A 24682-nucleotide genomic window follows, 5' to 3' on the forward strand; every position below is an offset into this window, starting at 1 on the left:
AAGCTATAATTTATTTATAGCTTCAGTAATCAGTTGAATTGTTGATTCAACATCTTCCATACTGCACACACTGACCGGAGTGTGTATATAACGTGTAGGAACAGATAACACACCGGTCGGGATACCCTCACGGACCAAATGAATTGCAGATCCGTCAGTTGTTCCACCATCACTCACTTCTAACTGGTATGGGATATCATTTTCATCACCGGCATTGATGAGCATGTCTTTAATGGATTGATGGGTCAAAATACCCCTTCCACTTGCATCTGATAAAATAACAGCCGGACCTTTACCTATAACAACAGGCGCTTCATCTGGCTTGATTCCAGGATGGTCACCTGATAAAGTTACATCAAGTGCAATAGCCATGTCGGGATTTAATTTGAATGCAGAGGTTCTTGCTCCTTTAAGACCCACTTCTTCCTGTACGGTACCTACAACATAAACAGTGGCTCTTGTTTTAACTCTTTTTAAAACTTCAATCATAACATAACAGCCTGCACGATTGTCTAAAGCTTTACCCATAACCAAATCATTAGGATATTCTGCAAATAAAGAATTGAAGGTCATCTTATCCCCAATTCTTACCATTTTTTCTGCATCTTCCTTATCTTTTGCACCAATGTCAATAAACATATCATCATACTTAACAACTTTATTTTTTTCTTCGGCAGTTGTTACGTGTGGTGGTTTTGAACCGATTACTCCTATGAGAGGTTCTCCTATTGAAGAGTGAACTGTTACAGTCTGATTCATAAGCATTTGGTCGTTGATTCCACCAATTTTTGAGAATTTAATAAAACCATTATCATCAATGTATCTAATCATTAGTCCAATTTCATCCATGTGAGCTGCCAACATTACAGAAGGGGCTTTCTTTTCACCTTTTTTAGTAACAATTAAGTTCCCCAAACTGTCTGTTTCGATTTTATCAGCTACACCTTCTAATTCACGTGCAATAATTTTAGCTACTTCCTCTTCAGACCCAGATACTCCCGGTGCTAAAGATAGCTCTTTCATTAATTCCATCATATCACCAATAATTCATATATATTTTATATTATTAAATAATTCGTATTAATATTTAATTAACTGTTCATTGCAAAAAAAATTGTTATCAGAAATCATTAAGTGAATCAATCATATAAATATTAATAATAGGTGAGAGTATGAAAAAAATTATAAAAGTATTTTTTAGTCCATCCGGTACAACCAAAAAAGTTGTTGGAAAAATAGCCGGCAATTTCAAACAGGAAAAAGAAAACTGTGACTTATTGAATTTTGACAGCGAAAGAGAGTTTGGCGAAAACGATATTGTTATTGTAGGAATGCCTGTTTTTGCTGGAAGAATACCGAAAACCGCAAGCGAAAGATTATCAAAATTAACTGGAAACAATACCAAAGCAATCGCCGTTGTAAATTATGGAAATGCCCATGTAACCGATGCATTGCTTGAATTGGTGGACATTTTAAAGGAAAACAACTTTGATGTCATTGCAGCTGCATCAACCATAAGCCATCATTCCATATTTGATGGTGTTGCAGTCGGCAGACCTGACAGTTCAGATATTGAAAAGATTAATGAATTTGCACAGAAATGTATTGAAAAAATAGAATCCGGTGAATCCCTGCAAAGCGAAATTCCTGGAAACAGACCATACACAGATTATAAACAGTTACCATTTGTAATAAGCTGTGATGAAACAGTCTGCGCATTCTGTTACGACTGTGTTTCAATATGCCCTGAACATGCAATTCCTGAAGAAGACCCTGTAGATACCGACCTTGACTTGTGTTCAAGATGTACAGCATGCATACATATCTGTCAGGAAGACGCACGTATGTTTACTGGAGAAGCGTTTGAAAGTAAAAAACCAGCGTTTGAACAAGCAAACAGTGAAAGAAAAGAGCCTGAATTTTACCTATAAATTCAATCTCTTTTTTGCAACATTCCGTACATATTCGCTTTCATCATTGATTGAAACATCCTTTAATATCTTTTTGCTTGCTATTTTTTTAACGGCAGCTTCACGAACCCTCCATGAAGGGTCGTTTTCACAGATATAGGTTAGCTTCTTTTGATCTTTTAATAGGGAAACTGCCCTTACAGATATATTTTCAGAAATACCCTGTTCATAAATCTTATATAAGCATGATTGAACTTTAATTTTGTTTAAAGCCTTAAGTGAAAACTCTTCATCTTCATTTGCAAGAACTATTCTTATTAATGTTTCCAAATCATTAATGTTATCTAAAGTGGATTTCCTGATGCTGTCGATTTTTGCATTCTTCAATATGTCTATGAATGAATCTTCATCGGAAATGTGATTTAACGCTTCGCTTGCAATATCCTCATGTGTTGAATTGATTGCAACGTATTTGAAATCATCTTCATCAACAATGGCAGGATTTGTAATTGCATGATTTCTTACAAACTGGTCTTCATCTTCCAAGGCTATTTTAATTAATTCCTTAGGATCTGTCAGGTTGTTGACTGCAATTTGGCGAACAAACCTGTCTTCTTCACTGGACAATATTTTAAGCAGTGCAGTTTCATTATTTATTTTTTTAACTGCTTCACTTCTTACAATCTTATCAGGGTCATTTAAAGCTATTTCTTCAAGAAGTTCCTCATCATCCAATTTGCTAACCAAATCCAGACGAACATCTGCTTTTTCAGAATTCAAAACAATGTTTTTTAGGATTTCGGAGTTGGTTATCTTATCAAAAATTAATGACCTTACTTTTGCATTATCTTCATTTTTAGCGATTTCAGCCAGATCATCTTCATTTTTAATTTTGCTTACAGCTGCCTTTTTGACTGATTCGTCCTTATCTTCAATAGCTACCTTTTTGAGGATATCTTCACTTACAAACGAGTCTTTTAAAACTGCAGATTTTCTAATGGATGCATCAGATGATTTGAAAACCAAGTCGTATAGCACATCAGCATCGTTTATTTTTTCCAGTGACAATCTTCTGTAATTTCTATCACTTGCCTCAATTGCAATCCATTCAAGAGTTTCCTCATCGACAATCTTTTCGAAAATCGCATCTACATGAGGACTTTTTTTAGTGTTAATGACAATTTCAGCGATTGATTTGTTGTTTTCACCCAGCCTTTCCCATGCAAAGCTCCTTACATCAAAAAACTGTGAGTTTTCAGCTGCGTCCAGCAACAGGTCCTTATCTTTCAATTTGTTTACAGCAATCAATCTAATTGCTCTGTCCTTTACGGTTTTGCACATGTCAAGGGCTACAAATTGGTCTGTAATTTTATCGGCAGCCGCTGCCCTTTCAATCCTATCCTTGCTGGTTGTGGCTATCTTTTTTAGGATCAATTGATCTTCATCGATTTCCATTTCATCAGGATTGACCTTTTTTTCCTTTTTATCATCTTTTTTAAATCTATCAAATAATCCCATGCTAATTTACTTCCTCATACATTCTCTCTAAAAAACTCGCAAGTGAAATAATATCCTGGCAGTTGTGCTCTATTATGGGCACAACCGGACCTATATTGCTTTTTGATAAATAAGTATCATAATAACCTGGAATATACTGTCCCGGAACATCTTCCTCACGTTCAATTCCGAAAATCTCCTTTTCGATTGTTTGAAGCTGACAATTTGGAAGTTTGTCTTTCCATAAGCCTTTTGCAAAATACATTAAATCAAGATGCACCATGTCAAGGTCTGCATTGATTCCATTATACCTGCATCTATTTTTAATAAAAGGTACATCAAAAGTTTTTCCATTGAATGTAACATGTATTGAACTTTCATCCAAATGTGACATATAAGCTTCAATGATATTGGGTTCTTCAAAGTAGTCCCTCAAGAAGTATTGCGATGCAATGATTTTATTGTTCTTTATCTCTGCAATGCCAATCAGTATTATGGGGACATTTGAAAGTCCTTTGGTTTCAATATCCATGAACTTGAAGTTTTCAACATCTGTCATGCTTATGCATTTAATCAAATTGTCCCTGCATTTTTTTGAATATCTATTATTGTCCAACAAATCAAAAGTTTCCTTGAATGACATATCGTCAATGCGATTCATGAACTTGGAAGCCATATCGCAATATTTATCATGGCCTTCAAGGGATTCTATTGTTGTGAATCCTTTTCTTTTTAGGTTTTCCTCTGTTTTCAACCCTATTTTCGGCAACAGCTTAAGATTACTGTTAATCTGATTTTTAAAATTGTTGTCCTCAATCTTAAAATCAATCCTTTCTGTTTTAGTTATCTTTAATGCATCCCCAAAAGAAGTCTTTGAAACCTTGCAGTCCATAATGTCGCTTAAAGACTTATTTTCATATTCTATCAGAAGCTTTTCCTTTAAATCCTGGAAATAGGAACTTGATAACTTTCTAGCTTTTTGTTTTGTATCTTCTGAAGGGTTTGAAGAACTGATTGAATTAGATAATGCATTTCTAAGATATTCTTCAAATTTATAATCATTAGTCATTCAATTAAACTTTATAAATTAAGCATTATATACTTTTTTAGTAAAGTATACTTGATTTTTTTTAAATTATAATAACATTTATATATACCAACAACCAAATAATATAATTGGCTACAAAGTAGCCAGAGAGATAGATTAAACAGCCAAATTTTAAAATTCATTTCTCTAAAAGCTTGTAAAAACAAGTTGTTAGGTAGTTAATTTCATTATCTACCTAACCATCCCAAAACTATTTTTTTATTAAATTAAAATCATTTGTTATTATCAACTTAGAAAACTTTATATTTTTTTAAAATTATAAATAAAACATATAATTATTTGTTTAAGGTTTAACTATGGAACTCAAATTAGCTATAATATACGGGATACTGATATGGATTTTATCATATATTATTTCAATGTTCAATCCCGTTTTTACGGATAATTTAGCTTATGTGAACATAGTTGGGCTAATAACAATGATAATTATAATAGGATTCTTTGGAATACTTTATATACGAAATATAGAAAGCAATGAAGTTATTGAAGGAATAATAGTTGGAATAATTTTTATTATAGTTCATTTCATTTGCGATTTGATTTTTACAATTCTGCCAAATTACAACCCAACAATTCTAGAAAACTATATTCCACATATATTATCCATGGCAATAATGACTTTAATAATAACAACATCTTTAGGATATTTTGCTCAGATGAATGTTGATTTAAAATAAGGAGACTAAAATATGATACCAAAATCACACCCTCGATATGAATCTTTACTTTTAAGAGATAAAATGGTTAAAGCATCACAAGCAGGATACTTAGCGGATTCTGCATTGATTGCACATGGAAGAGGCGAAGCTTTCGACTATTTGATTGGTGAAAAAACCACTTACCCTGCAAAAAGAGCAATGTATGTTGCCGTTGCAGCCTTACTATTATCCAATAATCCTGTTATCTCAGTTAATGGAAATGCAACTGCATTAGCTATTGATGAAATAATTGAGTTTGCGAATACCATTAAAGCTAAAATTGAGATAAATCTATTTTATAGAACTAATGAACGAGTTAGATTAATCACACAATTATATAAAGATCACGGCTACAAAAACATTTTGGGAAGCCTTGAAGATGAAATGGAATATTTCGATGAAATCGAAAACAATAGAGCTTCAGCCAGTAAAACAGGAATTTACGTAGCGGACACAATATTAATCCCTCTTGAAGATGGAGACCGAGCAGAAATATTGAAGAAAAATGGAAAAAACATCATTACTATAGATTTAAATCCGCTTTCAAGAACTTCAAAAATGTCTGATGTTTCCATTATGGACAATATTGTAAGAGCAATACCTTTCATGACAAAAATCGCTGAAGATTTGAAAACTCAAGATAAGCAAATATTAATTGAACTGGTTAATGACTTTGACAATGAAGAAAATCTTAAAGAATCATTAGAACAAATTAAAATAAAAGAGTGAATATAAATGCAAGTATTTGGAATAACCGGGATGCCAGGTTCCGGGAAAAGTGTAGTTTCTGACATCGCATGTGAAAAAGGAGCGATTATCGTAAGTATGGGAGATATTGTTAGAGAAGAAGCTAAAAAAAGAGGAGAAGGTTCTAAAGAAACTGCTAAAAACTTAAGAGCTGAATACGGCCAATATATTGTTTCTGAATTAACAATTAAAAAGATCAAAAAACTTTTGGATGATGGAATCGAGAACATAATAATTGTCGAAGGGATTAGAAGCCATCATGAAGTGGAGATGTTTAAAGAAAACTTTGAAGAATTCTTTATCTTATCAATTTTTGCAAATTCCAATCTACGTTTTGAAAGGTTAAAAAAGAGAATGAGAGAAGACGATTCAACAGATTATGCTGTATTTAAAGCTAGAGATGAATCTGAATTAACTTTCGGCATTGGAAATGTTATTGCACTTTCAGATAAAATGATTATTAACGAAAGCGATTTGGAAAGCTTCGGTGAAAAAATCAACGAGTTCCTGAAGGAATTTGATTTATAAATCATTTATCCTCTAAAATCGCATCTTCTATAATAAACACACCACTATCAACATCCCATTCCTTTTTATATTTTAAGATTTTAATTCTTTTTTTGAAAATAGGTCCGTCAATAGCCAATGTTTCAGCCTCTCCGCCTTCAAAAGCTATGTCCAAATAATACTTCTCATTGAGTTTTACAAGCTCATCAATAACATCATCATCAATGACCCTGCCCAACCAGGATTCATCCAAACCCCATGCTGCAACACCACAAATGATAATCTTAAAACCGAGAGAGACTATTTTTCTCATATATTCCAATTCATCAACATGCCAATATGGCGAAAATACCTTCAATCCGACTTCATCCGCCAATTTTTCAATTCTTGATTTTTGATAAACGGAATAAAGTGCACCGGTATATATGGCCTCAACGCCTAAACTTTTAAGATTTTCAAATGCACTTCTCAAATCTTCAAGTTCCTCTTCTTTAATGCCATCAGTTTCAACTGAAATTATCGGAATATCAAGTGCTTGTGAGAGCAAATCGGTAATGTGAATATTTGGGACATGGAACATGTATGATTCATCATTCTTTGATTTCATTGAAAGAAGATATTTTACATCTTCTTTCGATTCTAAGGCATTGAATAATGCCATAGTACTGTCTTTTCCACCTGAAAACAAGACCGCAACATTCATAGAATTACCGTTTACGTTTTTCATTTAAGAATTTTCTGAATCTTCTATATGCAGGGACTACAGAATCTATATAGATTCCCAAAACAGCCACAACTACTCCCAAACATCCGCATAGGACTGTAAATTGGGTGTTGGAAAGCATTGATGAATTTGTTTTTTCTATACTGTTTTGAACTGAACCCTCAATATGGGATGCAACTATTCCTCTTGAAAGCAGGCTTTGCTCAAATGTATCTAAAGCAGATGAATCCACAACCAATACGGCGTGAACCTGAGCATAAGATAAGGTACCTCCATAAACTAATTGATACCAATCAGAAAAGGATTTTAAAGCATCTGCAGAAGAATAATTATTAATAAGACTAATCTCAATTTCCCCTGTGGAATTTACAGTGTAATTTCCATAGTTCGAATCGATATTTCCTACAATATCCTCAAAATAAGCTTGTTCCTGTTCATTAAAACTCCATAATGGAATCGTAACCGAAGTTTCCTCAAATGATTTGAAACCTTCAGTAGCAGATAGATTTTCCCTCAATTCCTTCACATTAACGGAAGATGATAAATCCAAATATAATGTCTCTTCATTATTAGGTATGTTTTTTTCAATCATGCTTGCAAAATTAGGCAGTTCATCATAAATCGGATCCAGGAAAAATGCCCCTCCAATTGAACCAACTAAAAAAGCGACAAGCAATACCAAAACAATTTCCTTTTTAGGCATGTAATTTCTCAACATTCCAATCGAAAAAACAAATACCATTAAAATAATAAACAAAATAAGGTAAATAATTGTCGTTATAACATCCATAAAATTCACAGCCAGTTAATAATATATTATATTTAACATATGATTATTAAAATAATTTATCATAAAATCAATAATATTTTTGATAAATTATCATGCAATTACTGTTAACCGGCCATTCAACGACTATGATATTTTCACCTTCACCCAAAACCAGGGATGTTTTTTCGAGATTTGAATTGAAATGCTCATAGATATTCTTATTCTGATTATTTTTAAGTGGTATTGTTGACGAAATATGGTTTTCTGCGACATTTACCTTTATCTTTTTTGAAACATGGAGTTTAACCGTGTGTTTTGATCCCTGGCCTTCACCGTAAACCTCTTTTATTGCCTGGGAAATTTTAGATAAGTCTGATTTTGCATTTAACACATCCGAAATATCCATCGTGCTTTTAATTGATTCTTCAGTTAACGGCAATGTGAAAACAATCAATATTACCAGGGAAATTGTAAAAATCATCATGTATTCAAATGAAATTTGTCCTCGAGACTCCTTTATCAATTACATCACCAAATGAAAATTATTTACGGCTATCATCATAATATCACCATAAAAAATGGCTATTATCAATCCGAACAATATTGCTGGCGTGAACGGGAATGAAGCTTTTATTGAGATTTCATCTGAAATAAAATTTTGGGAATTCATGATTTTCAGCAAGTACATATCCTTATTTGTTATTCCGCCGGCACTTTGAGACTTGAAATAATATTTGAAATCTGAATTGCTGGCTTTGTAGACCTTCAGATTGCCATTGATGTCATTTATCAGCTCGATTATATGTTCATCATCAAAATAATAATCATTAACAATCATTCCTTCTTCTAAATCTTTAACCAATATCAATTTATTGAATGTCGAATCAATGATGAATTTTAAACTGTTTATATTGAATATATTCACTAACAAATCAATATTCCGATTAAATATATTGTTTTTAATAATCAGATGGATTAAAAAAATCAAAAGAAATGGAAATGAAACCAGAATGCTGTTAACTATTACGCTGAATGAAAACGGATATATGGATAATTTAGGAAAAAGATTTAAAAATTCGATATTAATGCCCGATGGTATTACTGTGGCGATGGCTGTAAATAATTTTACATCCCCTCCTGCCCATATATTTAATTTCCATAAAAGATATGTTACGATATATGTAATAACCATTGAAATAAATGAAGCTGAAATGAATTTAATGTTATTTGAAATTAATGAAAGAATCAAGTTTGATATCAGTCCAAAAAACATCAATGAAAAATTTAATTTATCCGGAACAATATTCCTTTTCAAGTCATAAAATGAAGCCATTATAGTAAAAACAATTGTAGTTATTATTTGAATAAAAAATATGATGCTTAAATTCATAATCTTATTATTTAAATTCAAATGATATTAATTAGATAGAAAATAAGCTTATCAAATTGATTTTAGATTATAAAATTAAATAAAAAAAGAAAAATTAATTTTTAGAATACTCATAAATAGCTTCTAAAAATGATTTAAATAATGGATGAGGCCTATTAGGTCTTGATTTAAATTCAGGATGGAACTGGCAACCAATAGCCCATGGGTGATCCGGCAATTCTACAATTTCAACTAAGAAATTATCAGGACTGGTTCCAGAAATTATTAAACCTTTTTCTTGCAAATCATCCCTGTAATCATTGTTAACCTCATACCTGTGCCTGTGGCGTTCTTCAATGTCGGTTTCACCATAAGCATCAAAAGTTTTAGTGCCTTCAACGATTTTGCAGTCATAAGATCCTAAACGCATTGTTCCACCCATGTTTTTGATTTTCTTTTGCTCTTCCATCATATCAATAACAGGGAATTCCAGATTATCATCGAATTCAGAACTATTTGCACCAGGATAACCATTGATTCTTGCAAATTGAGTTACCATACATTGCATTCCAAGACAGATTCCAAATAAAGGAACATCGTTTTCGATTGCGTATTCAACTGCATCCAGTTTACCTTCAAAACCGCGTTCTCCGAATCCTCCAGGGATTAGAATACCGTCCAATTCATCCATAACATCTTGATCCAACTCTTCCACATCTGAGCTTAAGAAAATAATATTAGCCTTAACGCCAATGCTTGCCGCTGCATGAAGCAAGGATTCCCTGATACTGATGTATGAATCTTCAAGTTCAACATATTTACCTACAATACCAATATTAACAACAGGTTCATTAATCTTTAGGGATTTGACAATTTCCCTCCATTCATCCAATTTAGAGGAATCCGGTTCGATGCCCAATCCGATTCTGTTAACGATGAACTTACCGATGTCATGCTCTTCGAGAACCAAAGGAACTTCATAGATTGTGCCTGCATCGGGAGTGTTTACAACAGCTTCATAGTCCACATCACAGAAGTGAGCGATTTTTCCTCTTAAGGCATCGTCGATTGGCTCTTGTGATCTGCATACTATAACATCAGGATTTATACCTACACTTCTTAATTCTTTTGTAGAGTGTTGGGTTGGTTTTGTTTTGAATTCTCCAGCTGCATTTAGGTAGGGGATAAATGTAACATGGACAAACATAACATTTTCACGACCTTCCTCATTTCTGAGTTGTCTTAATGCTTCAAGGAAAGGTTGGCTTTCAATATCTCCGACAGTACCACCAAGTTCAACTAAAACCACATCATAATCAGCGCTTTCAGAGTTTTCCCTAATCATTTCCTTGATACGATTAGTGATGTGCGGAATAACTTGTACACATTCGCCAAGATATCCTCCTTCTCTTTCTTTAGCTATGACTGATTCATAAACTTTACCTGTAGTAATATTAGCTAAACCATCGAGTTCAACATCCAAAAATCTTTCATAATGACCAAGATCCAAGTCGGTTTCCATACCATCATGAGTTACATATACTTCACCATGCTGATACGGGTTCAGTGTCCCAGAGTCCCAGTTTAAATATGGGTCTATTTTAATAGCTGAAACTTTTAAACCATAAGATCTTAAAATTCTTCCCATAGATGCAGAGGTAATACCTTTACCTATGGAACTAACTACCCCACCAGTTATAATAATATATTTTGTCAGAAAAATCCTCTCCATAAATAAAAATTACACTATAATTTTAGTATTTTATGATATATAAAAATTTAATTTCGTTTATATATGGAATTAATATCTACCATTTTCCCAAGAAAATAGTTTGTTTTTAATGGTCCTATCCGTTTCGTCAAACTGGAACTGACCTTCATCACCATAGTTTGCAAAATCCCTTTCTTGGACAAACAGCTCACATGAATCATCCGGACCGTTGGAAAATTGGCCTTTCCTACATACCATTCCATGAGCCCTTCCATATGGGCTTACAGACCAAAAAGTACAGTTCAAACAGATATTGTCTCCATTATTCACCATTGAATTAAAATCCTGTTGTTCAAACTCATATGAATCGTTTTCTTCATCGAAAAATTCGCAACATTCACTGCAATAGTTATCTTCATCCAAAATGTTGCCGCAATTAGGACATCTCATTATCAACACCCCCAACCATATTAGAATATTGTTAATAAAATGATTATAAATTTAATGTTTTTATAAATTCCTTAATGTATTTGTCACAGAATTCCCAGGTATGCTCTCCCGGAGCCTGAATGAAATCCACATTAACGTTTTTAGACTTTAAAAAATCATAAAAGTCAACGTTTTTATCTATTAGAAAGTCATTTTCACCGCAGGCCATGAAAATATCCGGAACATTTTCAGTATTTTCAATCAGATATTTCGGATCCTTATCAGAATCCTTAATCTTATCCAAATCGCCAAAAACTGATTCATAAAATTCCCTTGAACGCAAAACATTGCTATCAGATACATAATCAACAATTTCATCAGTAATCAATGCTGCTGAAATCATTCCAATCTTTGAGAAGTTTTGAGAGTATTTCAAACCATTCCTGATAGCTCCGTATCCTCCCATTGAAAAACCTGCAATAAATGTGTCTTCCCTCCTATCCGATAACGGAAATATGTTTCTTGTAATATCCAAAAGTTCCTGACCGACATATTCTCCATAATAGGCATGAGCTTTTTCATTGTCAAGATAAAAACTGTTGTCCCCGCAAGGAATTACAATAGCTATGCCATGGTCTTCCGCAAATTTCTGGATAGAGGTGTTTGCAAGGAATATGTCGTCGCTGCCATACAACCCATGAAGCAGGTACAATGTTTTATAGGGTTGTGGAACAATCTCTTCTGCATCCTGCAGGAAATGAATATTGTCTGACGGCAATATCACGCTAATCGATGTTCTTCTCTGCAGGCTTTTGCACTTAATGTCTCCTCTAAACAAAACCATCATTACACCTTCATGTCCATAAATCTGTTATGAAGAGCGGACTTGCATCATCGGCCTTTTCAAATCCGCAGTTTTCATAAAATCCAATTTCCTCATCATATCCCACTACAACAATGCGCAGATAATCCTTATAAATCTCTTTAACTCTTAAAACAAGTTCCTTTCCAATTCCCTTATCCTGATATTCAGGTCTTACGAGCAGATAATGGACGTAAGCTGTCATTATTCCATCATCCATCGCGCAGATCATTCCAACCAGCTTATCCCCATCCCATGCGGAGATTACAGTTTCAAAGTTTCTCATTGCTATTTGAAGCTTTTCTGGAAAATGACCTGAAGACCATTCCACCGATAAGAACAAATCCTGCAAATCTTCTTTTGTAAATTCGTGAATTTCCTTGTATTCTATTTCACTCATCATACCACCCTGTATTCTGTCCATCTATTTGAGAAATATCTATAAACATAAATTCCTGCCCTTACATACCAGTCGATGAACATGGCAATCCATGTTCCGAATACACCGATTCCCATCCAGTCTGCTATAACATAAGATAAACCTATCCTGCATATAAACATTACTGCCAAACTGATGTACATCACTGACTTTGAATCGCCCGCACCCCTGAATGTAGCAGGCAATGTGAATGCAAGAGGCCAGATTACGATTGAAAATATGCCGTGCCATATTACCATTTCCGTTGTCATTGCTGCAGTCCGGGCAGATAAATTGTAAACGCCCAAAATCAAAGGCAGACCTGCAAAAATCAGGAGATTGATGATAATATGTGAAACGACAACGATAATCAGACACTTCTTGTTATAATATCTTGCCTGTTCATAGTCATCAGCACCGACACATCTTGAGATTATTGCAGTCAATCCAAGATTAATTGCAAATCCAGGCAAAACCGAAAACACTCCAACAGCATATCCAACAGAGTTTGCAGCTATTGCCATTGTTCCGAAAGTTGAAACCAGGCTTAAAACCAAAACCCTGCCCAACTGGAATAGTCCGTTTTCAACACCATATGGAATGCCGACCTGCAACACTTTCTTAAGGATTTTAAAGTCGAACTTATGCTTTAGAGTCCTTTTGATATGCAGTTTATAGTCGTCATCCGCAACAAAGTACAATATCAAGATTGCTGAAAGGGCTCTTGATATGACAGTTGGAATAGCTACGCCCCTGACGTCCCATCCCAAATAATAAATACAGAATGCATTTCCTATGACATTTAAAACATCACAAATAAGCAATATCTGCATAGGCAGAGCTGCATTATTGGTTGTTCTGAAAATGGCCGCACCGGCATTATAGATTGCTAAAAATGGAATTGACAATGCTACAATGTACAAATACATTTCAGCATTCTGCCAGACATCCGCTTCAATCTGGCCGAACAGAATCCCAATTAGAAACTGCCTTAAAATGATTACCGCAATCATCAAAACAGTGGATAAGATTGTTGAAAACCATACCAGCTGTGTTGCGGAGTTTTGTGCCTTTTCAACTTGATTATCTCCTAAGTATTGGCCAGCTACAACAGCACCTCCTGTTGCAAGAGCTGAAAAAGAAAAGATAAGAAGCTGAACTAAAAAATCAACTAATGAAACTCCTGAAATTGCCGCTTCACCTAATGATGCAACCATTATAGAATCGGCCAATCCTACACAGAATTCCAAACCATATTCTATTAAAAGCGGAATGAACAATGCAAGCAATGCCCTATTTGAGTATATATAGCCTTCAGGAGTTTTAAATAAATTATTAATGTTCATAATATCAGAAAAAATAATTCTAAATAATAATATTAAAATGAATGCATATGAACTTTTGTATCAGTTAATTGTTGAACTATAAATGCCGAGAAAACTAGTCAATCAACATTGCGATATCATCCTATAAACTACTAACTAAATTCAACAATTAACCCTTAACTACGACATATTAGTATAGTCAAGTGAAGATAATACATAGCTAAAACAAGATATGCTAAAGCTACTAGAAAATCTTCTAACATGACTTGACCTCCAAAATGAGTGTACAATTTCCATTTTCATTTCCATCATACCATAATGTACAATATAAATTTTTTGACATTTAGAAATTAGGATATGCTTCAGATATTATTTAAATTAAATAGAAATTCATTGTGTAAAATTGATTTTATTGTGAAAAATTGATTGAAAATAAAAATATTGAATTAATAATTGTTTAAATAGAAAATAGAAGATTTTAAATATTTGTACCAACAATATCAATATTAAACATCCATGATGTTTAGTTCATGACTTGAACTTAGTGTATAATATAAAAAGGATGGGGATTTTATCCTCATCTTAATTTAAAACTATTTTTACTAAAAAAAGAATTGAAAGGTAAAAGATTACCTTATAAAGTTTGTACGTGGCTTAGGCTCTTCAGTTGGTGTTAAGCCTTTTTCGCTTCCAGCTTCAAGACATTGCAAGAAAAATGCCATATTATGACCTAATTGCCTCATAGTACCTAACCCTTCTTCATCCTGCATTACCTCTTCAGGAGTGTTTCCGTGAACCATGTTCCAGTAAAAAGATGAAATAATAGGCATTTGGGAAATTCCCAAGTACTTGATTAGCTGATCATAAGTTGAAGTGGTTCCTCCACGTCTTGCAGAGCAGACTACAGCACCAGGCTTATGCTTAAAAGCTTCAGCACCTGAACCATGGGAGTTTGAATAAAATGCACGGTCCAAAAATGAAGTCATAGAACCGTTTGCACCTGCGTAATAAACCGGTGAGCCAAATACGAATGCATCTGCATCATACGCCTTTTCTACGAATTCGTTTACAACATCATCAAATGTGCATTTGCCCAATTCAGAACATTTTCCACATGCAATACAACCTGTAATTGGTTTTGTTTTAATCCAGAATATTTCTGTTTCGATATCATGGGTTTCTAAAGTTTTTGCAATTTCTGTTAAGGCTGTGTAAGTGCAGCCTTTTTTATTTGGACTTCCGTTTACTAGTATTACTTTCATTAATAATCACCATCAATCAATCTTTTAACCAAGAAGTGGCCTTTTTTGAATTCAAGTGAACCTTTTTTGACTCCTTCCTCATCAAATGATTCACACTCATCGCCTTGACGAGAACAATCATAGATTACTAAAGGCACATTATCACGGGTATGTGTTCCAACGCTAATTGGAGTTGGATGGTCCGGCAATATCGCCGCTCTGAAGTCTTGACCTTCCAAACTATCGATAATCGGACCGACAATAAATTCATCAATTCTTTCAATGGCCCTGACTTTCTCTTCAGTATTTTGAGCATGACCCGCTTCATCAGGAGCTTCAATATGAATCAATAATAAATCTGTTTCTTTTAAGGCCTCAATTCCATACTTTCCTTTAGCCTCATAGTCAGTGTCGAAGTACCCTGTAGCTCCAGGAACATCAACAATATTCATGCCCGCGAAGTTTCCAATTCCTTTAAGCAAGTCAACACCTGTGATTACTGAAGCTGTAATTCCATAGGTTTCTTCAAAGTTAGGCAATTTAGGTGTTACGCCTTGTCCCCATAGCCATACCATATTGGCAGGTATTTCCCTTTTCTGGTTGACTTCAACATCCTTAAGGTATTCTCTTGATTCAAACATGATTTGCTGGATTTCTTGAGCCAGTTCGCATTCTCCAAACAAGTTATCGACTAATTTTTCACCCACCATATCATGAGGCGGAATTGTTTGAATGCCTGACAATATTTCTGCATCTTCAACACTATCACATGAATAGATAAACAAATGCCTGTAGCTTACGCCTGTATAGAATTTGCCTTTAAAATCAGGGTATTTTTCAGTGAAATACTCATTCAAGCCTTTCATCAATTCATCAGCTTCCTCAGTTGAAATATGACCTGCATTAAAGTCATCCATTTCACCATTTTCACTGAATATGGTATTGCATCTGAATATCACATCTTTTGGAGTTGTTGGAATACCTTCGCTACCTGCTTCCAATGGTCCTCTACCAGTATAGAAATCTGCAGGGTTGTATCCGAAAATACTCATATTTGCAACATCAGACCCGGGAGTGTACTGTTCTGGAACGTTATTTGTGAAACCGCCAAAACCTCCGCGAGCCAATTTATCAATATTTGGAGTATTTGCTACCATTAAAGGAGTTTTGCCGTCTAATTCGTCTACAGGATAATCACTGGATCCATCTGGGATAAATATTACGTATTTCATGTTATCAAAAAAAGTAAAAAAAAAATTAATTAGTTTTTATTTTTTAAAATACTAATTAAATCAGTCAACATTGCTGAAGCAGTTTCAAGAGATCCTGCTCCGAGTCCTATTACAGATACCTCATCAGCCAAATCAGTTTTGATGGTGGCCATGTTCAGAGTTCCGCTTACATCATAAGAGCTTCCCCTTTTAACTAAACGTGGAGACACCTGCAGATTATCAGGAGAAACTTCAGCTATCAACTTGATTAGGAAATCATCTTTTTTAGCAAGTTCAATAGCTTCTGAATTAATCTTTGAGATACCCTCAACTTTAACATCACTGTATGTCGCATCAATTCCTAAAAGGGAATTGGCTAAAATAACAGTTTTACAAGCTGCATCAATACCTTCAACATCTTGTGTTGGGTCTGTTTCTGCTATTCCCAAATCCTGTGACTCTTTAAGAATAACTTCATACTCTGAACCCTCTGAGGTCATTCTTGATAAGATATAATTTGTAGTACCGTTTAGGATACCTTTGATTGATTTGATTTCACAGGATGCCAAGGTATCTCTTGTGAAATTAATGATAGGCATTGATCCGCCGACACTGGCCTCATACTTAAATTCGACGCCAGCTTCTTCAGCCGCACCGACAACCTCTTTGAATTTCAAAGCCAAATGCCCTTTATTTGAGGTCACCACATCTTTTCCTTGTTCAAATGCCTTTAATGTTAGGGAAAGTGCTGGCTGTGCATCAACGATATTAGTAGGAGTTGCTTCAATAAGACAATCGTATTCAACAGCATCTAAAACGTCCAAACCGTTTATTTCAGATCCGAATTCAGGATATGCTGATAATTTTCCTTCATTATTTTTAGTTTCGACAAGTAATTTCTCATCCAATCCATCCTGTGATATTGCAGATGTAGATGAGTCGGCAGCAGCTACAACCTTAACCGCCACGCCAGTCTTTTCATATATTAAATCCTTTTTCATGGAAAGTGCATTGGCCACACCTTGACCTACTGAACCAAATCCCATGATAATGACTTTACATTCATCCATAATAATCACTTAAACTTCATTAATCACTAATAAATCTTTTTCTTCTGCAATTTCTGCAATTTTATCAAATACAGTTTGTTTTTTACCCACATCAACTTCAATATTAATTAAAGATGTTGATTTATCTTCACCATTCAATTTGATATCAAATGCAACGATATTGACACCCTCAAGTTCATTAATCCTGTCCATGCTGTCCCTTAAGTCCTGGTCAATAACATGGCCAAAGAAGATAGTGGTAACCTTTTCTTTTTTAACAATACCGTCCATTTCAATGATGGTAAATCCTAACTCTTCAAACTTGTTTACAAGTTTCTTGAGATCTTCGAGTTCCCCTTCCAGTGTAAGTTGAACCGGAACTTTACCGCTGTCATTTTTATAATCCCTTTTATGGATAACAGTTACTAAATTAGCACCAAATACACTTATTGGCTCTAACACTTTAAGTAATTGGCCTGGAGCATCTAAAAGTTCTAGAACTAAATCTATTCTCATATAAATCCCCCTTAATTTGTCCAATCAGCCCTTTTAACAATGAGATTTCCTTCCTTATCAATGTTAGCATTTCTTAATATTTTTTCAGGGTTTTTCTCATGTGGCACATCATTACGTGTTAAATTTAAATTATCAGTAATATACCAGGTTTCATCAGAATCCGGAATATCTTCTAAAATTTTTGAGAACTTTTCAATAATCTCTTCTGCATCTTTTTCGATTGACATTTAATATGAACTCCCTAATAATTAATAATATATTTATTATGTTTTTTAACATTAATAAAGTTAAAGATATCGGGCCAGTATATGCAATTTATATTTAAATAGTAATATACAATTAATTACCTTAAGGTGATATCATGAAAAAAATATATGTTTTTGGACTATTTTTAATAATAGCTATTTCAAGCATAGGCATTGCTTGTGCGGCTAGTGAAGACATTGGAGGATATACTTTCAATATTCCTGACGGATATAATGAAGTAAACAGTAATGAAAGTCATCAAACAGTATTCACAGTGGTTGAGAAATTTTTTAAAAATGACAAAGGAGATACTCTAAACATTACTGTTGACACCTGTGATGCTGGAGCAAGAATTACCTCATTGGATCCGGGACCAAACTTCGATAATAAAACACTCGAAGGCCATGCTGGAATTTACACTCCAAAAAGCCCTACTACCAATTCTCCGGTATTCAAATTTGTAACAGATGACGGTAGCCAACAAATTACAATTGCAGCTTCCGATGCCTCTTGCATCAACAAATGTTTAAAATAGGTGTATCCTTTACACCTCTTTTTTTATTTTATATAAACTGTGAAAGGTCTGTATCTTTTATAATCTTCTTTCTCAATATTTTATCAATGCCGGTTCCATATTGAGCAGCCTTTTTAGGCCTGTAGGCTATCTCATAATCAAGACCTTCTTCAAAAGCCAGTTTTCTCAAAATGCTTTTTCTCATATCATCATGCATTGAAACAATCTTTTTATTGTCAGGGATATTTAATACCAATTCAACAAGTTTCTTATCTAAAAACGGCAATCTCAACTCAACGCCATTAAGCATTGAGCATGCATCATCCCTTTCCAAGTTGACATGGTACATGTTTGACATGTCCACCCTCAAATCATAATTAAGCGTTCCATCTACAAAGCTTTTCAGATAACGCTTATATCCTCCGAACAGCTCATCGGCGCCTTGTCCTGAAATGGCTACTTTAATATCATCCTCTTTAACCATTTTTGTTGCAAAATAGGTTGTAAGACCAACTCCTACCTTCATCAGATTATCGTCACCGATTGCATTAACTACCTCAGGTAAGGCTTCACGCACAAGTTCCTCTGTCACTTCACAAATTTCCAAGTCCATGTTCAAGAATTTTGAAGCATATATTGCCGCTTCCACATCCTTTGAGCCTTCGGCCCCTACCGCATACAATTTAATTTTTAAGGGAATGTTTTCTGAAATCTCTTTTAAAAGCAGAGCCAGATATGAGCTGTCAAGACCACCCGAAAATATTACACCGACCTCTCGTAATCCTTCAATTCTTTTAAGTAAACTTAATCTTAACATCTTGTCTATTTTAGATACGTCGCCTTCAAAGATTTTTTCATAAATAGGTTGCGCTGGAGCTATATCCTTCCAGTTAAATAGGATGTGTTCTGGCTTTAAGGTTTCAATTTCATTGAGCCCGACTTCCTTTAAAGCATTTCTTGTAGATGCAAATCCTTTTAGTTCGCCATTTTGAGCGTAAAATAGCGGCTTGACTCCAAGAGGATCACGTGCTATGGCCAAGTTTTGCCCATCCCAGACAGCAAAGGCATAATCGCCATCGATTAATTTGGTTGTCATCTGAATGGCTTTAACCAAATCCCCTTTGTTGTAAAAATCGATTAAGTAAAGCAATGCTTCCGCATCGGACAGTATTTCATTTTCAACGCCGACCTTGGAAAGCAAGTTTCTGATTGTTTTAAAGTTATAGACTTCACCGTTGAAAACCAATGTAAGATTGCCGTTTGATACCGGTTGGGGCTTTGATTGTCTGTCATCCAGATCATAGATGGAAAGTAGATTATGGCCAAAACCTACAGGATAAACATTATCATCATCGAATTCATCTAAATTGATGTCAGTGTGGATTTCATCTAAAAAAAGACCTGATGAATCCGGACCCCTATTTTTAGAGCTCTTTAACATTTGTATAATACTATCTGCTTTAACATTGCCTTGCAGGCCAACTATTGAACACATATTATAATATTATAAAACAATAATACTTAAAATTTAATTAAAAAAAAGAAAAAAAGTGAGCCGATTAATCATTTGCCCATCTTTTTAGTTTAGGAAATACTTCCTTCATCATTGCACTAGCTTCATTCTTGTCAATTTCAGGATGAACTTCAACCATCTTATCAATGCAGAAATTCATCATCTCATCCATTGTCATGTCTGAAGTGAATTCGCCATCCTTAAAACAGTACATGCAATAATCTTCATTTTTTGTACCGTCCGCATTAGTTCCAAAAAGATCTTCGGTCATCGGCATTGCACAGGACTGGCAAAACTTTTGATTTTCGAAATCATTCATATTATCACCATTACTTACTATATGATTCTATTATATTTAAATTAACTTGAAGAGCATATGATAACTAATCTTAAAGTGAAACATCGGCCTTTGTAAAGTAGATATATGAAATGGCCAATCCGATTAGGAAAGTTGCCAGAATAACTCCATAAGACACTCCTATTCCCGCACTATACTCCGCAATTTCTCCGGATGCAATCAGATACGGGCATACCCAAGGAACATATGGTGCCCAATTCTGGCCATAAACCATCAGATTTACCAATGTAAGGCCTGCTCCCCCAACCATTGCCGGAACCATATTTGTTATAAAAAGTGAAATGAACACAAAAGGTGAGAATGTCAGATACAATAAGACATTTGCAAATAGAAGCTGCACAAAGCTATCCACAAACAGCTTTAGGCTAAATCCTTCAAGACCTGCAATAAAGCCGAATATGAGTGTTGATAAGCTTGTAACTGCTGTCAAAATCACAATCCATACTAAAAACATGAGATATTTACTTGCAAGAAACTTTTCTCTAGATACAGGGATTGTCAGCATTGTCTTTAATGTATGTTCATTGTATTCCCTGCCGAACAGGTAGGATATGATTATTGTAAAGATAAGAACTGCAAATATTGCAGACATGTACATATTCACATTAGTAAACAGCATTTCAAAGCTATGTCCCTCGTCAAAGGAAGTTACCGCTATAAACATCAGCAACGGAGGCAAAATAGCTCCCATCAAACTTAATAGAAATATCCTTGATCTTTTGAGTTTTAAAAATTCCATTTGAATAAAAGTCAACATATTATCACCCTAGTTATTTGAAACGAATCTTGTAAAAAAGTCTTCCAGATTTTCTTCACACAGATTTACCTTTTTTACATCGATTCCCGCTTTGACAAACAATTCATTAAACTTATCCCTTAAATCCAAGTTAGAATATAAGCAGATAACTCCTTGATTGATTGTGAAATCAATATTTTCCTTAAGTCCCAGTTCAATTAGAATCTTGATTGCCAAATCAATATCTGACACTTCAAATTCTACAAACTTATTCAATTTATTGAAAAGCTCTTCTTTTGAAATTTCATCAATCAAAACACCCCCATCCATAAATCCTATGACGTCTGCAATATTTTCTATTTCACTCAGTATATGTGATGAAATCAGAATTGTTATTCCAAATTCATGAGACAGTCTTTTAAGCAATGTTCTGATTTCCTTAATTCCAAAAGGATCAAGACCGTTGATCGGTTCATCCATAATCAACAGTTCAGGATTATGCATAATGGCTGCAGCTATTCCCAAACGCTGCTTCATGCCCAATGAAAAATCCTTATATTTCTTTGAATTCACATTGCCCAAACTAACCATTTCAAGGACTGAATTAATATTGATTGGATTATACTCACCCCTTAATTTGGCAATGATTTTTAGATTTTCATAGGCAGTTAAGTTTTCATAAAATCCCGGAGTTTCAATAATGGAACCTATTCTGGAATAGATTTCATTTGAATCCCTTCCAGGGTCTTTTCCGAAAAGGAATATTTCACCACTGCTTGGATGCGTGAGATTTAAAAGCATGCACATGGTTGTGGTTTTTCCAGCCCCGTTTTTGCCCAAAAGTCCATAGATCTTTCCTTTTTCAACATGCATATTGATTGAATCTACAACCTTATTATTGGAATATATTTTTGACAAATTATTTGTTTCGATAACATAGTCTGCCATACCCAAAAACTCCCTTAAAATCACTTAAAAAAAAATAAAATTGAATGTTTAAAAAAACATTCTAACTATTTAATCGCTTCTCTGTAGATTGATCCGCAAACCCTATTGTAGAACACTTCACAATAGGAAGTGACGAACAATCCTTCAATTACTGTTACAAAGGCTGATACTGCCAATGCCTGATTGTTGACAGTTGCTGCAAACATCACACCCAGCATGCTTAATATGAAACCTGCCGCGGCCATGATAATCATGTATACAATCAATGTAAATATGATTATTCCAACATATTTGCCCCATCCGAGATTAGAGATATTGTCGATTATTTCCCTAAAGTCAAATGCCTTTTTAATGCTGTCATGTGCAATCATATTGTTCAGTGCCATGATCATGAAGAAAAACACAACCACAAACAATATCATTGAAATCAATGTTAACAATAGAAATATTGATGAATCGCCTGTTGCTAATCCTATTCCAATTACTATTATTGGAATAATGCTATATACCAAAGTCACAATGAAATATTTTATTCCATTGATGAAGACGTTCAATATGTCCATCATTCCCGGAAGTTCCTTTTTGTCCTCTATTGAGAATTTGACAATATTATACTTATATCCCATTATGAATAATGAAATAATGAAGCTGACGACTGTCAGACCTATTACAAATTTGATATCAGTAATAGGCAACTGTGAAACATTTAGAGATGATACGGAACCTGGAACATTCTCTGTCAGATGTACCAGTGTTCTGTAAATATCGAAGGAATTATAACTAATTGATAATGATATCAGATTGAGAATTGCGAATATAACGCCAAAACCTAAAACCTTTTTTACATCATTAAAAGGATATTTTAATCCTTCCACCACATTGTCAGTTATGCTTGCCATCAAATCACCTTAAATCTGCATTGTATATAATAATCCAACTGATCTTGAATTGAATATGCTTAGATATGGTCCAACAATGAACATTGATACGAGTGAATTAATTACTAAACCTAAACCGAATATTCCTCCCGCATCAGCACCTAAAGCCGCTCCGGAAACTCCAAATATTGCAAATATTATTGCAATAATTAGGGTAACGACAAAGGATATGACTAAAGTTATAATTATCAATCCTAAGTATGTTGCAATACATTGGGACCATCCTATTTCATCTATGACCTCTTTAATTTCGCTTAAAGCGAATGCTTTTGAAAATGAACCGTCATTATATGCCATATGACATATTCCCATTTGGCTCATCAAACATGCCGCAATAATGGCAGCAAGTGTAATCAAACATCCAATAATCATTATCGCATTTGATAGAATTCCAGTTAGTTGTCCTGAAATAATTCCAAATATCACAAATATAACGAATGGCACGAGCAAATATGGAATCTGGACAATCACAACTTTCAATCCATCGATGAACATGCTTATCAAATCATCGAAATCAGGTAAAGGATCTTTTCCGTTTATAACTCCATGTACCGCTGTATTAATAACTCTGTAATTGTATCCTGTAATCAAGAAAATTGGTATCAATAAGAAACTAAACAAGCAGAATATTCCTAATACAAATAGTGTTACCAAGTTCTTTGCTGAATATTCAAATGCATCTTTGTATATGTCTAAAATCATTTTTATCACCTAATAGTAATCATCGAAAATAAATATATCTTCCATGACGAAGTATTGTTCTCTATCTCCTTTAAACATCATTCTATTAAAAACCTGGGTTATGTCATACGCTAAAAATAAAGATGGATTATACCTACCATTTTCCAGTGCATTAATGGTTTGTCGGGTGACTCCAACTTTATCCCCCAGTTCTTTTTGGCTCATCTTGAGCTCTTGTCTTAAATATTTAATCATGGTCCTCATAGTATCCCACAAATTAATTCATTTTTGCAAAAAGTATTTAAGTGACAAAGTAATTATGTTAAAATCTAATTACTTATGTTAATGTTAAATTACATGGTATATAAACTTTACGGTTTTTAATTAAATAATTTAAAACTAATAAAATCAATTAAAAATAAATATTATCTATTAAAATATTATAAATATAATTTTTAATATTAATTTAAAAAATTAAATTATAATTCATTGTTAAATTAAAAATTAAACAAAAATAAATTATTATTTTATTAAAAACTAAAAACGAAAGATTTATATATGAGGTAATCCATCTTTAACATATGTAACATTACATTAACACATTATGTTACAAATAGGTTCCAAGCGGGAAAAAACTCGATTTAAATTTATAATATT

29 protein-coding genes and 1 pseudogene are annotated in these 24682 nt (G+C 33.9%); 5 read left to right on the top strand and 25 right to left on the bottom strand.

Going from position 1 to position 24682, the window contains the following annotated elements:
- Window positions 1-3: 3 nt before the first annotated feature.
- Window positions 4-1035 (bottom strand): M42 family metallopeptidase, encoded by a 1032-nt coding sequence (locus TL18_RS05695; protein WP_067042687.1) that lies wholly within the window; start codon window positions 1033-1035, stop codon window positions 4-6.
- Window positions 1036-1172: 137 nt separating this feature from the next.
- Between TL18_RS05695 and TL18_RS05700 the strand changes: the two genes are divergently transcribed.
- The gene (locus tag TL18_RS05700) at window positions 1173-1931 is read left to right on the top strand and encodes a flavodoxin domain-containing protein (RefSeq protein WP_067042690.1); all 759 of its coding nucleotides are present in this window, start codon (window positions 1173-1175) and stop codon (window positions 1929-1931) included.
- On the opposite strand, the gene TL18_RS05705 is transcribed toward TL18_RS05700, so the two are convergent.
- Entirely contained in the window at window positions 1926-3428 is a 1503-nt protein-coding gene (locus TL18_RS05705) for a HEAT repeat domain-containing protein (protein WP_067042692.1), read from the bottom strand. The genes TL18_RS05700 and TL18_RS05705 overlap by 6 nt on opposite strands.
- 1 nt (window position 3429) lies before the next feature.
- Window positions 3430-4476, bottom strand: coding sequence for a ribonuclease H-like domain-containing protein (locus TL18_RS05710; RefSeq protein WP_067042695.1), 1047 nt, complete (start codon window positions 4474-4476; stop codon window positions 3430-3432).
- Between the two features lie 335 nt (window positions 4477-4811).
- Here TL18_RS05710 and TL18_RS05715 point away from each other — a divergent pair, with 335 nt between their 5' ends.
- Genes TL18_RS05715 through TL18_RS05725 form a run of 3 tightly spaced genes read left to right on the top strand, consistent with a single transcriptional unit; the run spans window position 4812 to window position 6488 of the window.
- Entirely contained in the window at window positions 4812-5192 is a 381-nt protein-coding gene (locus TL18_RS05715) for a hypothetical protein (protein WP_067042698.1), read from the top strand.
- 12 nt (window positions 5193-5204) lie between these two features.
- On the top strand, window positions 5205-5942 hold the full coding sequence (locus TL18_RS05720) for a phosphopantothenate/pantothenate synthetase (RefSeq protein WP_067042701.1): 738 nt from the start codon (window positions 5205-5207) through the stop codon (window positions 5940-5942).
- Between the two features lie 6 nt (window positions 5943-5948).
- Complete coding sequence (locus TL18_RS05725) at window positions 5949-6488, top strand: nucleoside monophosphate kinase (RefSeq protein WP_067042704.1); 540 nt, start codon at window positions 5949-5951, stop codon at window positions 6486-6488.
- Between the two features lies 1 nt (window position 6489).
- On the opposite strand, the gene TL18_RS05730 is transcribed toward TL18_RS05725, so the two are convergent.
- The 15 genes and pseudogenes from TL18_RS05730 to gatC all read right to left on the bottom strand — a co-directional run bounded on the left by TL18_RS05730 (window position 6490) and on the right by gatC (window position 18318).
- Window positions 6490-7170, bottom strand: a complete 681-nt coding sequence (locus TL18_RS05730; protein ID WP_067045431.1) for a TIGR00289 family protein — start codon at window positions 7168-7170, stop codon at window positions 6490-6492.
- Window positions 7171-7174: 4 nt separating this feature from the next.
- On the bottom strand, window positions 7175-7894 hold the full coding sequence (locus TL18_RS05735; RefSeq protein ID WP_231483580.1) for a hypothetical protein: 720 nt from the start codon (window positions 7892-7894) through the stop codon (window positions 7175-7177).
- A 154-nt stretch (window positions 7895-8048) separates the two neighbouring features.
- Window positions 8049-8483, bottom strand: a complete 435-nt coding sequence (locus TL18_RS10740) for a class III signal peptide-containing protein (RefSeq protein ID WP_082706408.1) — start codon at window positions 8481-8483, stop codon at window positions 8049-8051.
- Entirely contained in the window at window positions 8484-8885 is a 402-nt protein-coding gene (locus TL18_RS11205; RefSeq protein WP_231483707.1) for a peptidase A24, read from the bottom strand.
- Window positions 8886-9101: 216 nt separating this feature from the next.
- Window positions 9102-9350: pseudogene (locus tag TL18_RS11210) on the bottom strand (prepilin peptidase); the annotation flags it as partial.
- Window positions 9351-9444: 94 nt separating this feature from the next.
- The gene (locus TL18_RS05755; protein ID WP_067042715.1) at window positions 9445-11061 is read right to left on the bottom strand and encodes a glutamine hydrolyzing CTP synthase; all 1617 of its coding nucleotides are present in this window, start codon (window positions 11059-11061) and stop codon (window positions 9445-9447) included.
- 69 nt (window positions 11062-11130) lie between these two features.
- Window positions 11131-11490 carry a hypothetical protein gene (locus tag TL18_RS05760; protein ID WP_067042718.1) on the bottom strand — a complete coding sequence of 120 codons (360 nt, stop codon included), beginning with the start codon at window positions 11488-11490 and terminating at the stop codon, window positions 11131-11133.
- 43 nt (window positions 11491-11533) lie between these two features.
- Window positions 11534-12313: an alpha/beta hydrolase family protein gene (locus tag TL18_RS05765; RefSeq protein ID WP_067042721.1), complete on the bottom strand. Its 780-nt coding sequence runs from the start codon at window positions 12311-12313 to the stop codon at window positions 11534-11536.
- Between the two features lie 10 nt (window positions 12314-12323).
- Window positions 12324-12731, bottom strand: coding sequence for a GNAT family N-acetyltransferase (locus tag TL18_RS05770; protein WP_197031815.1), 408 nt, complete (start codon window positions 12729-12731; stop codon window positions 12324-12326).
- Window positions 12731-14089, bottom strand: coding sequence for an MATE family efflux transporter (locus tag TL18_RS05775; protein WP_067045436.1), 1359 nt, complete (start codon window positions 14087-14089; stop codon window positions 12731-12733). The genes TL18_RS05770 and TL18_RS05775 overlap by 1 nt, the downstream gene beginning before the upstream one ends.
- Window positions 14090-14703: 614 nt before the next feature.
- On the bottom strand, window positions 14704-15336 hold the full coding sequence (locus tag TL18_RS05780; RefSeq protein WP_067042727.1) for a flavodoxin family protein: 633 nt from the start codon (window positions 15334-15336) through the stop codon (window positions 14704-14706).
- Window positions 15336-16547, bottom strand: coding sequence for a cofactor-independent phosphoglycerate mutase (locus TL18_RS05785; RefSeq protein WP_067042730.1), 1212 nt, complete (start codon window positions 16545-16547; stop codon window positions 15336-15338). Before TL18_RS05785 ends, TL18_RS05780 begins: the two co-directional genes overlap by 1 nt.
- Window positions 16548-16576: 29 nt before the next feature.
- Window positions 16577-17596 carry a homoserine dehydrogenase gene (locus tag TL18_RS05790; protein WP_067042733.1) on the bottom strand — a complete coding sequence of 340 codons (1020 nt, stop codon included), beginning with the start codon at window positions 17594-17596 and terminating at the stop codon, window positions 16577-16579.
- A 9-nt stretch (window positions 17597-17605) separates the two neighbouring features.
- Window positions 17606-18091, bottom strand: a complete 486-nt coding sequence (locus tag TL18_RS05795) for an amino acid-binding protein (RefSeq protein ID WP_067042737.1) — start codon at window positions 18089-18091, stop codon at window positions 17606-17608.
- Between the two features lie 11 nt (window positions 18092-18102).
- Complete coding sequence (gene gatC, locus TL18_RS05800) at window positions 18103-18318, bottom strand: Asp-tRNA(Asn) amidotransferase subunit GatC (RefSeq protein WP_067042740.1); 216 nt, start codon at window positions 18316-18318, stop codon at window positions 18103-18105.
- 134 nt (window positions 18319-18452) lie between these two features.
- Here gatC and TL18_RS05805 point away from each other — a divergent pair, with 134 nt between their 5' ends.
- On the top strand, window positions 18453-18872 hold the full coding sequence (locus TL18_RS05805) for a hypothetical protein (RefSeq protein ID WP_067042743.1): 420 nt from the start codon (window positions 18453-18455) through the stop codon (window positions 18870-18872).
- A 28-nt stretch (window positions 18873-18900) separates the two neighbouring features.
- Here TL18_RS05805 and TL18_RS05810 read toward each other — a convergent pair whose 3' ends face one another.
- From TL18_RS05810 to TL18_RS05840, 7 genes are all read right to left on the bottom strand, one after another.
- Window positions 18901-20346, bottom strand: coding sequence for an asparagine synthase-related protein (locus tag TL18_RS05810; RefSeq protein WP_067042747.1), 1446 nt, complete (start codon window positions 20344-20346; stop codon window positions 18901-18903).
- A gap of 64 nt (window positions 20347-20410) precedes the next feature.
- The gene (locus tag TL18_RS05815; RefSeq protein WP_067042749.1) at window positions 20411-20683 is read right to left on the bottom strand and encodes a zinc ribbon domain-containing protein; all 273 of its coding nucleotides are present in this window, start codon (window positions 20681-20683) and stop codon (window positions 20411-20413) included.
- Between the two features lie 70 nt (window positions 20684-20753).
- Window positions 20754-21479: an ABC transporter permease gene (locus TL18_RS05820; protein WP_067042752.1), complete on the bottom strand. Its 726-nt coding sequence runs from the start codon at window positions 21477-21479 to the stop codon at window positions 20754-20756.
- 9 nt (window positions 21480-21488) lie between these two features.
- On the bottom strand, window positions 21489-22406 hold the full coding sequence (locus tag TL18_RS05825) for an ABC transporter ATP-binding protein (protein WP_067042757.1): 918 nt from the start codon (window positions 22404-22406) through the stop codon (window positions 21489-21491).
- Between the two features lie 65 nt (window positions 22407-22471).
- Complete coding sequence (locus TL18_RS05830; protein ID WP_067042760.1) at window positions 22472-23305, bottom strand: DUF4013 domain-containing protein; 834 nt, start codon at window positions 23303-23305, stop codon at window positions 22472-22474.
- A gap of 9 nt (window positions 23306-23314) precedes the next feature.
- Complete coding sequence (locus TL18_RS05835; RefSeq protein WP_067042762.1) at window positions 23315-24046, bottom strand: DUF4013 domain-containing protein; 732 nt, start codon at window positions 24044-24046, stop codon at window positions 23315-23317.
- 9 nt (window positions 24047-24055) lie between these two features.
- On the bottom strand, window positions 24056-24289 hold the full coding sequence (locus TL18_RS05840) for a helix-turn-helix transcriptional regulator (RefSeq protein WP_067042765.1): 234 nt from the start codon (window positions 24287-24289) through the stop codon (window positions 24056-24058).
- Between the last annotated feature and the right edge of the window lie 393 nt (window positions 24290-24682).

It is taken from the genome of Methanobrevibacter sp. YE315 (genome assembly GCF_001548675.1).
Taxonomy (GTDB): domain Archaea; phylum Methanobacteriota; class Methanobacteria; order Methanobacteriales; family Methanobacteriaceae; genus Methanocatella.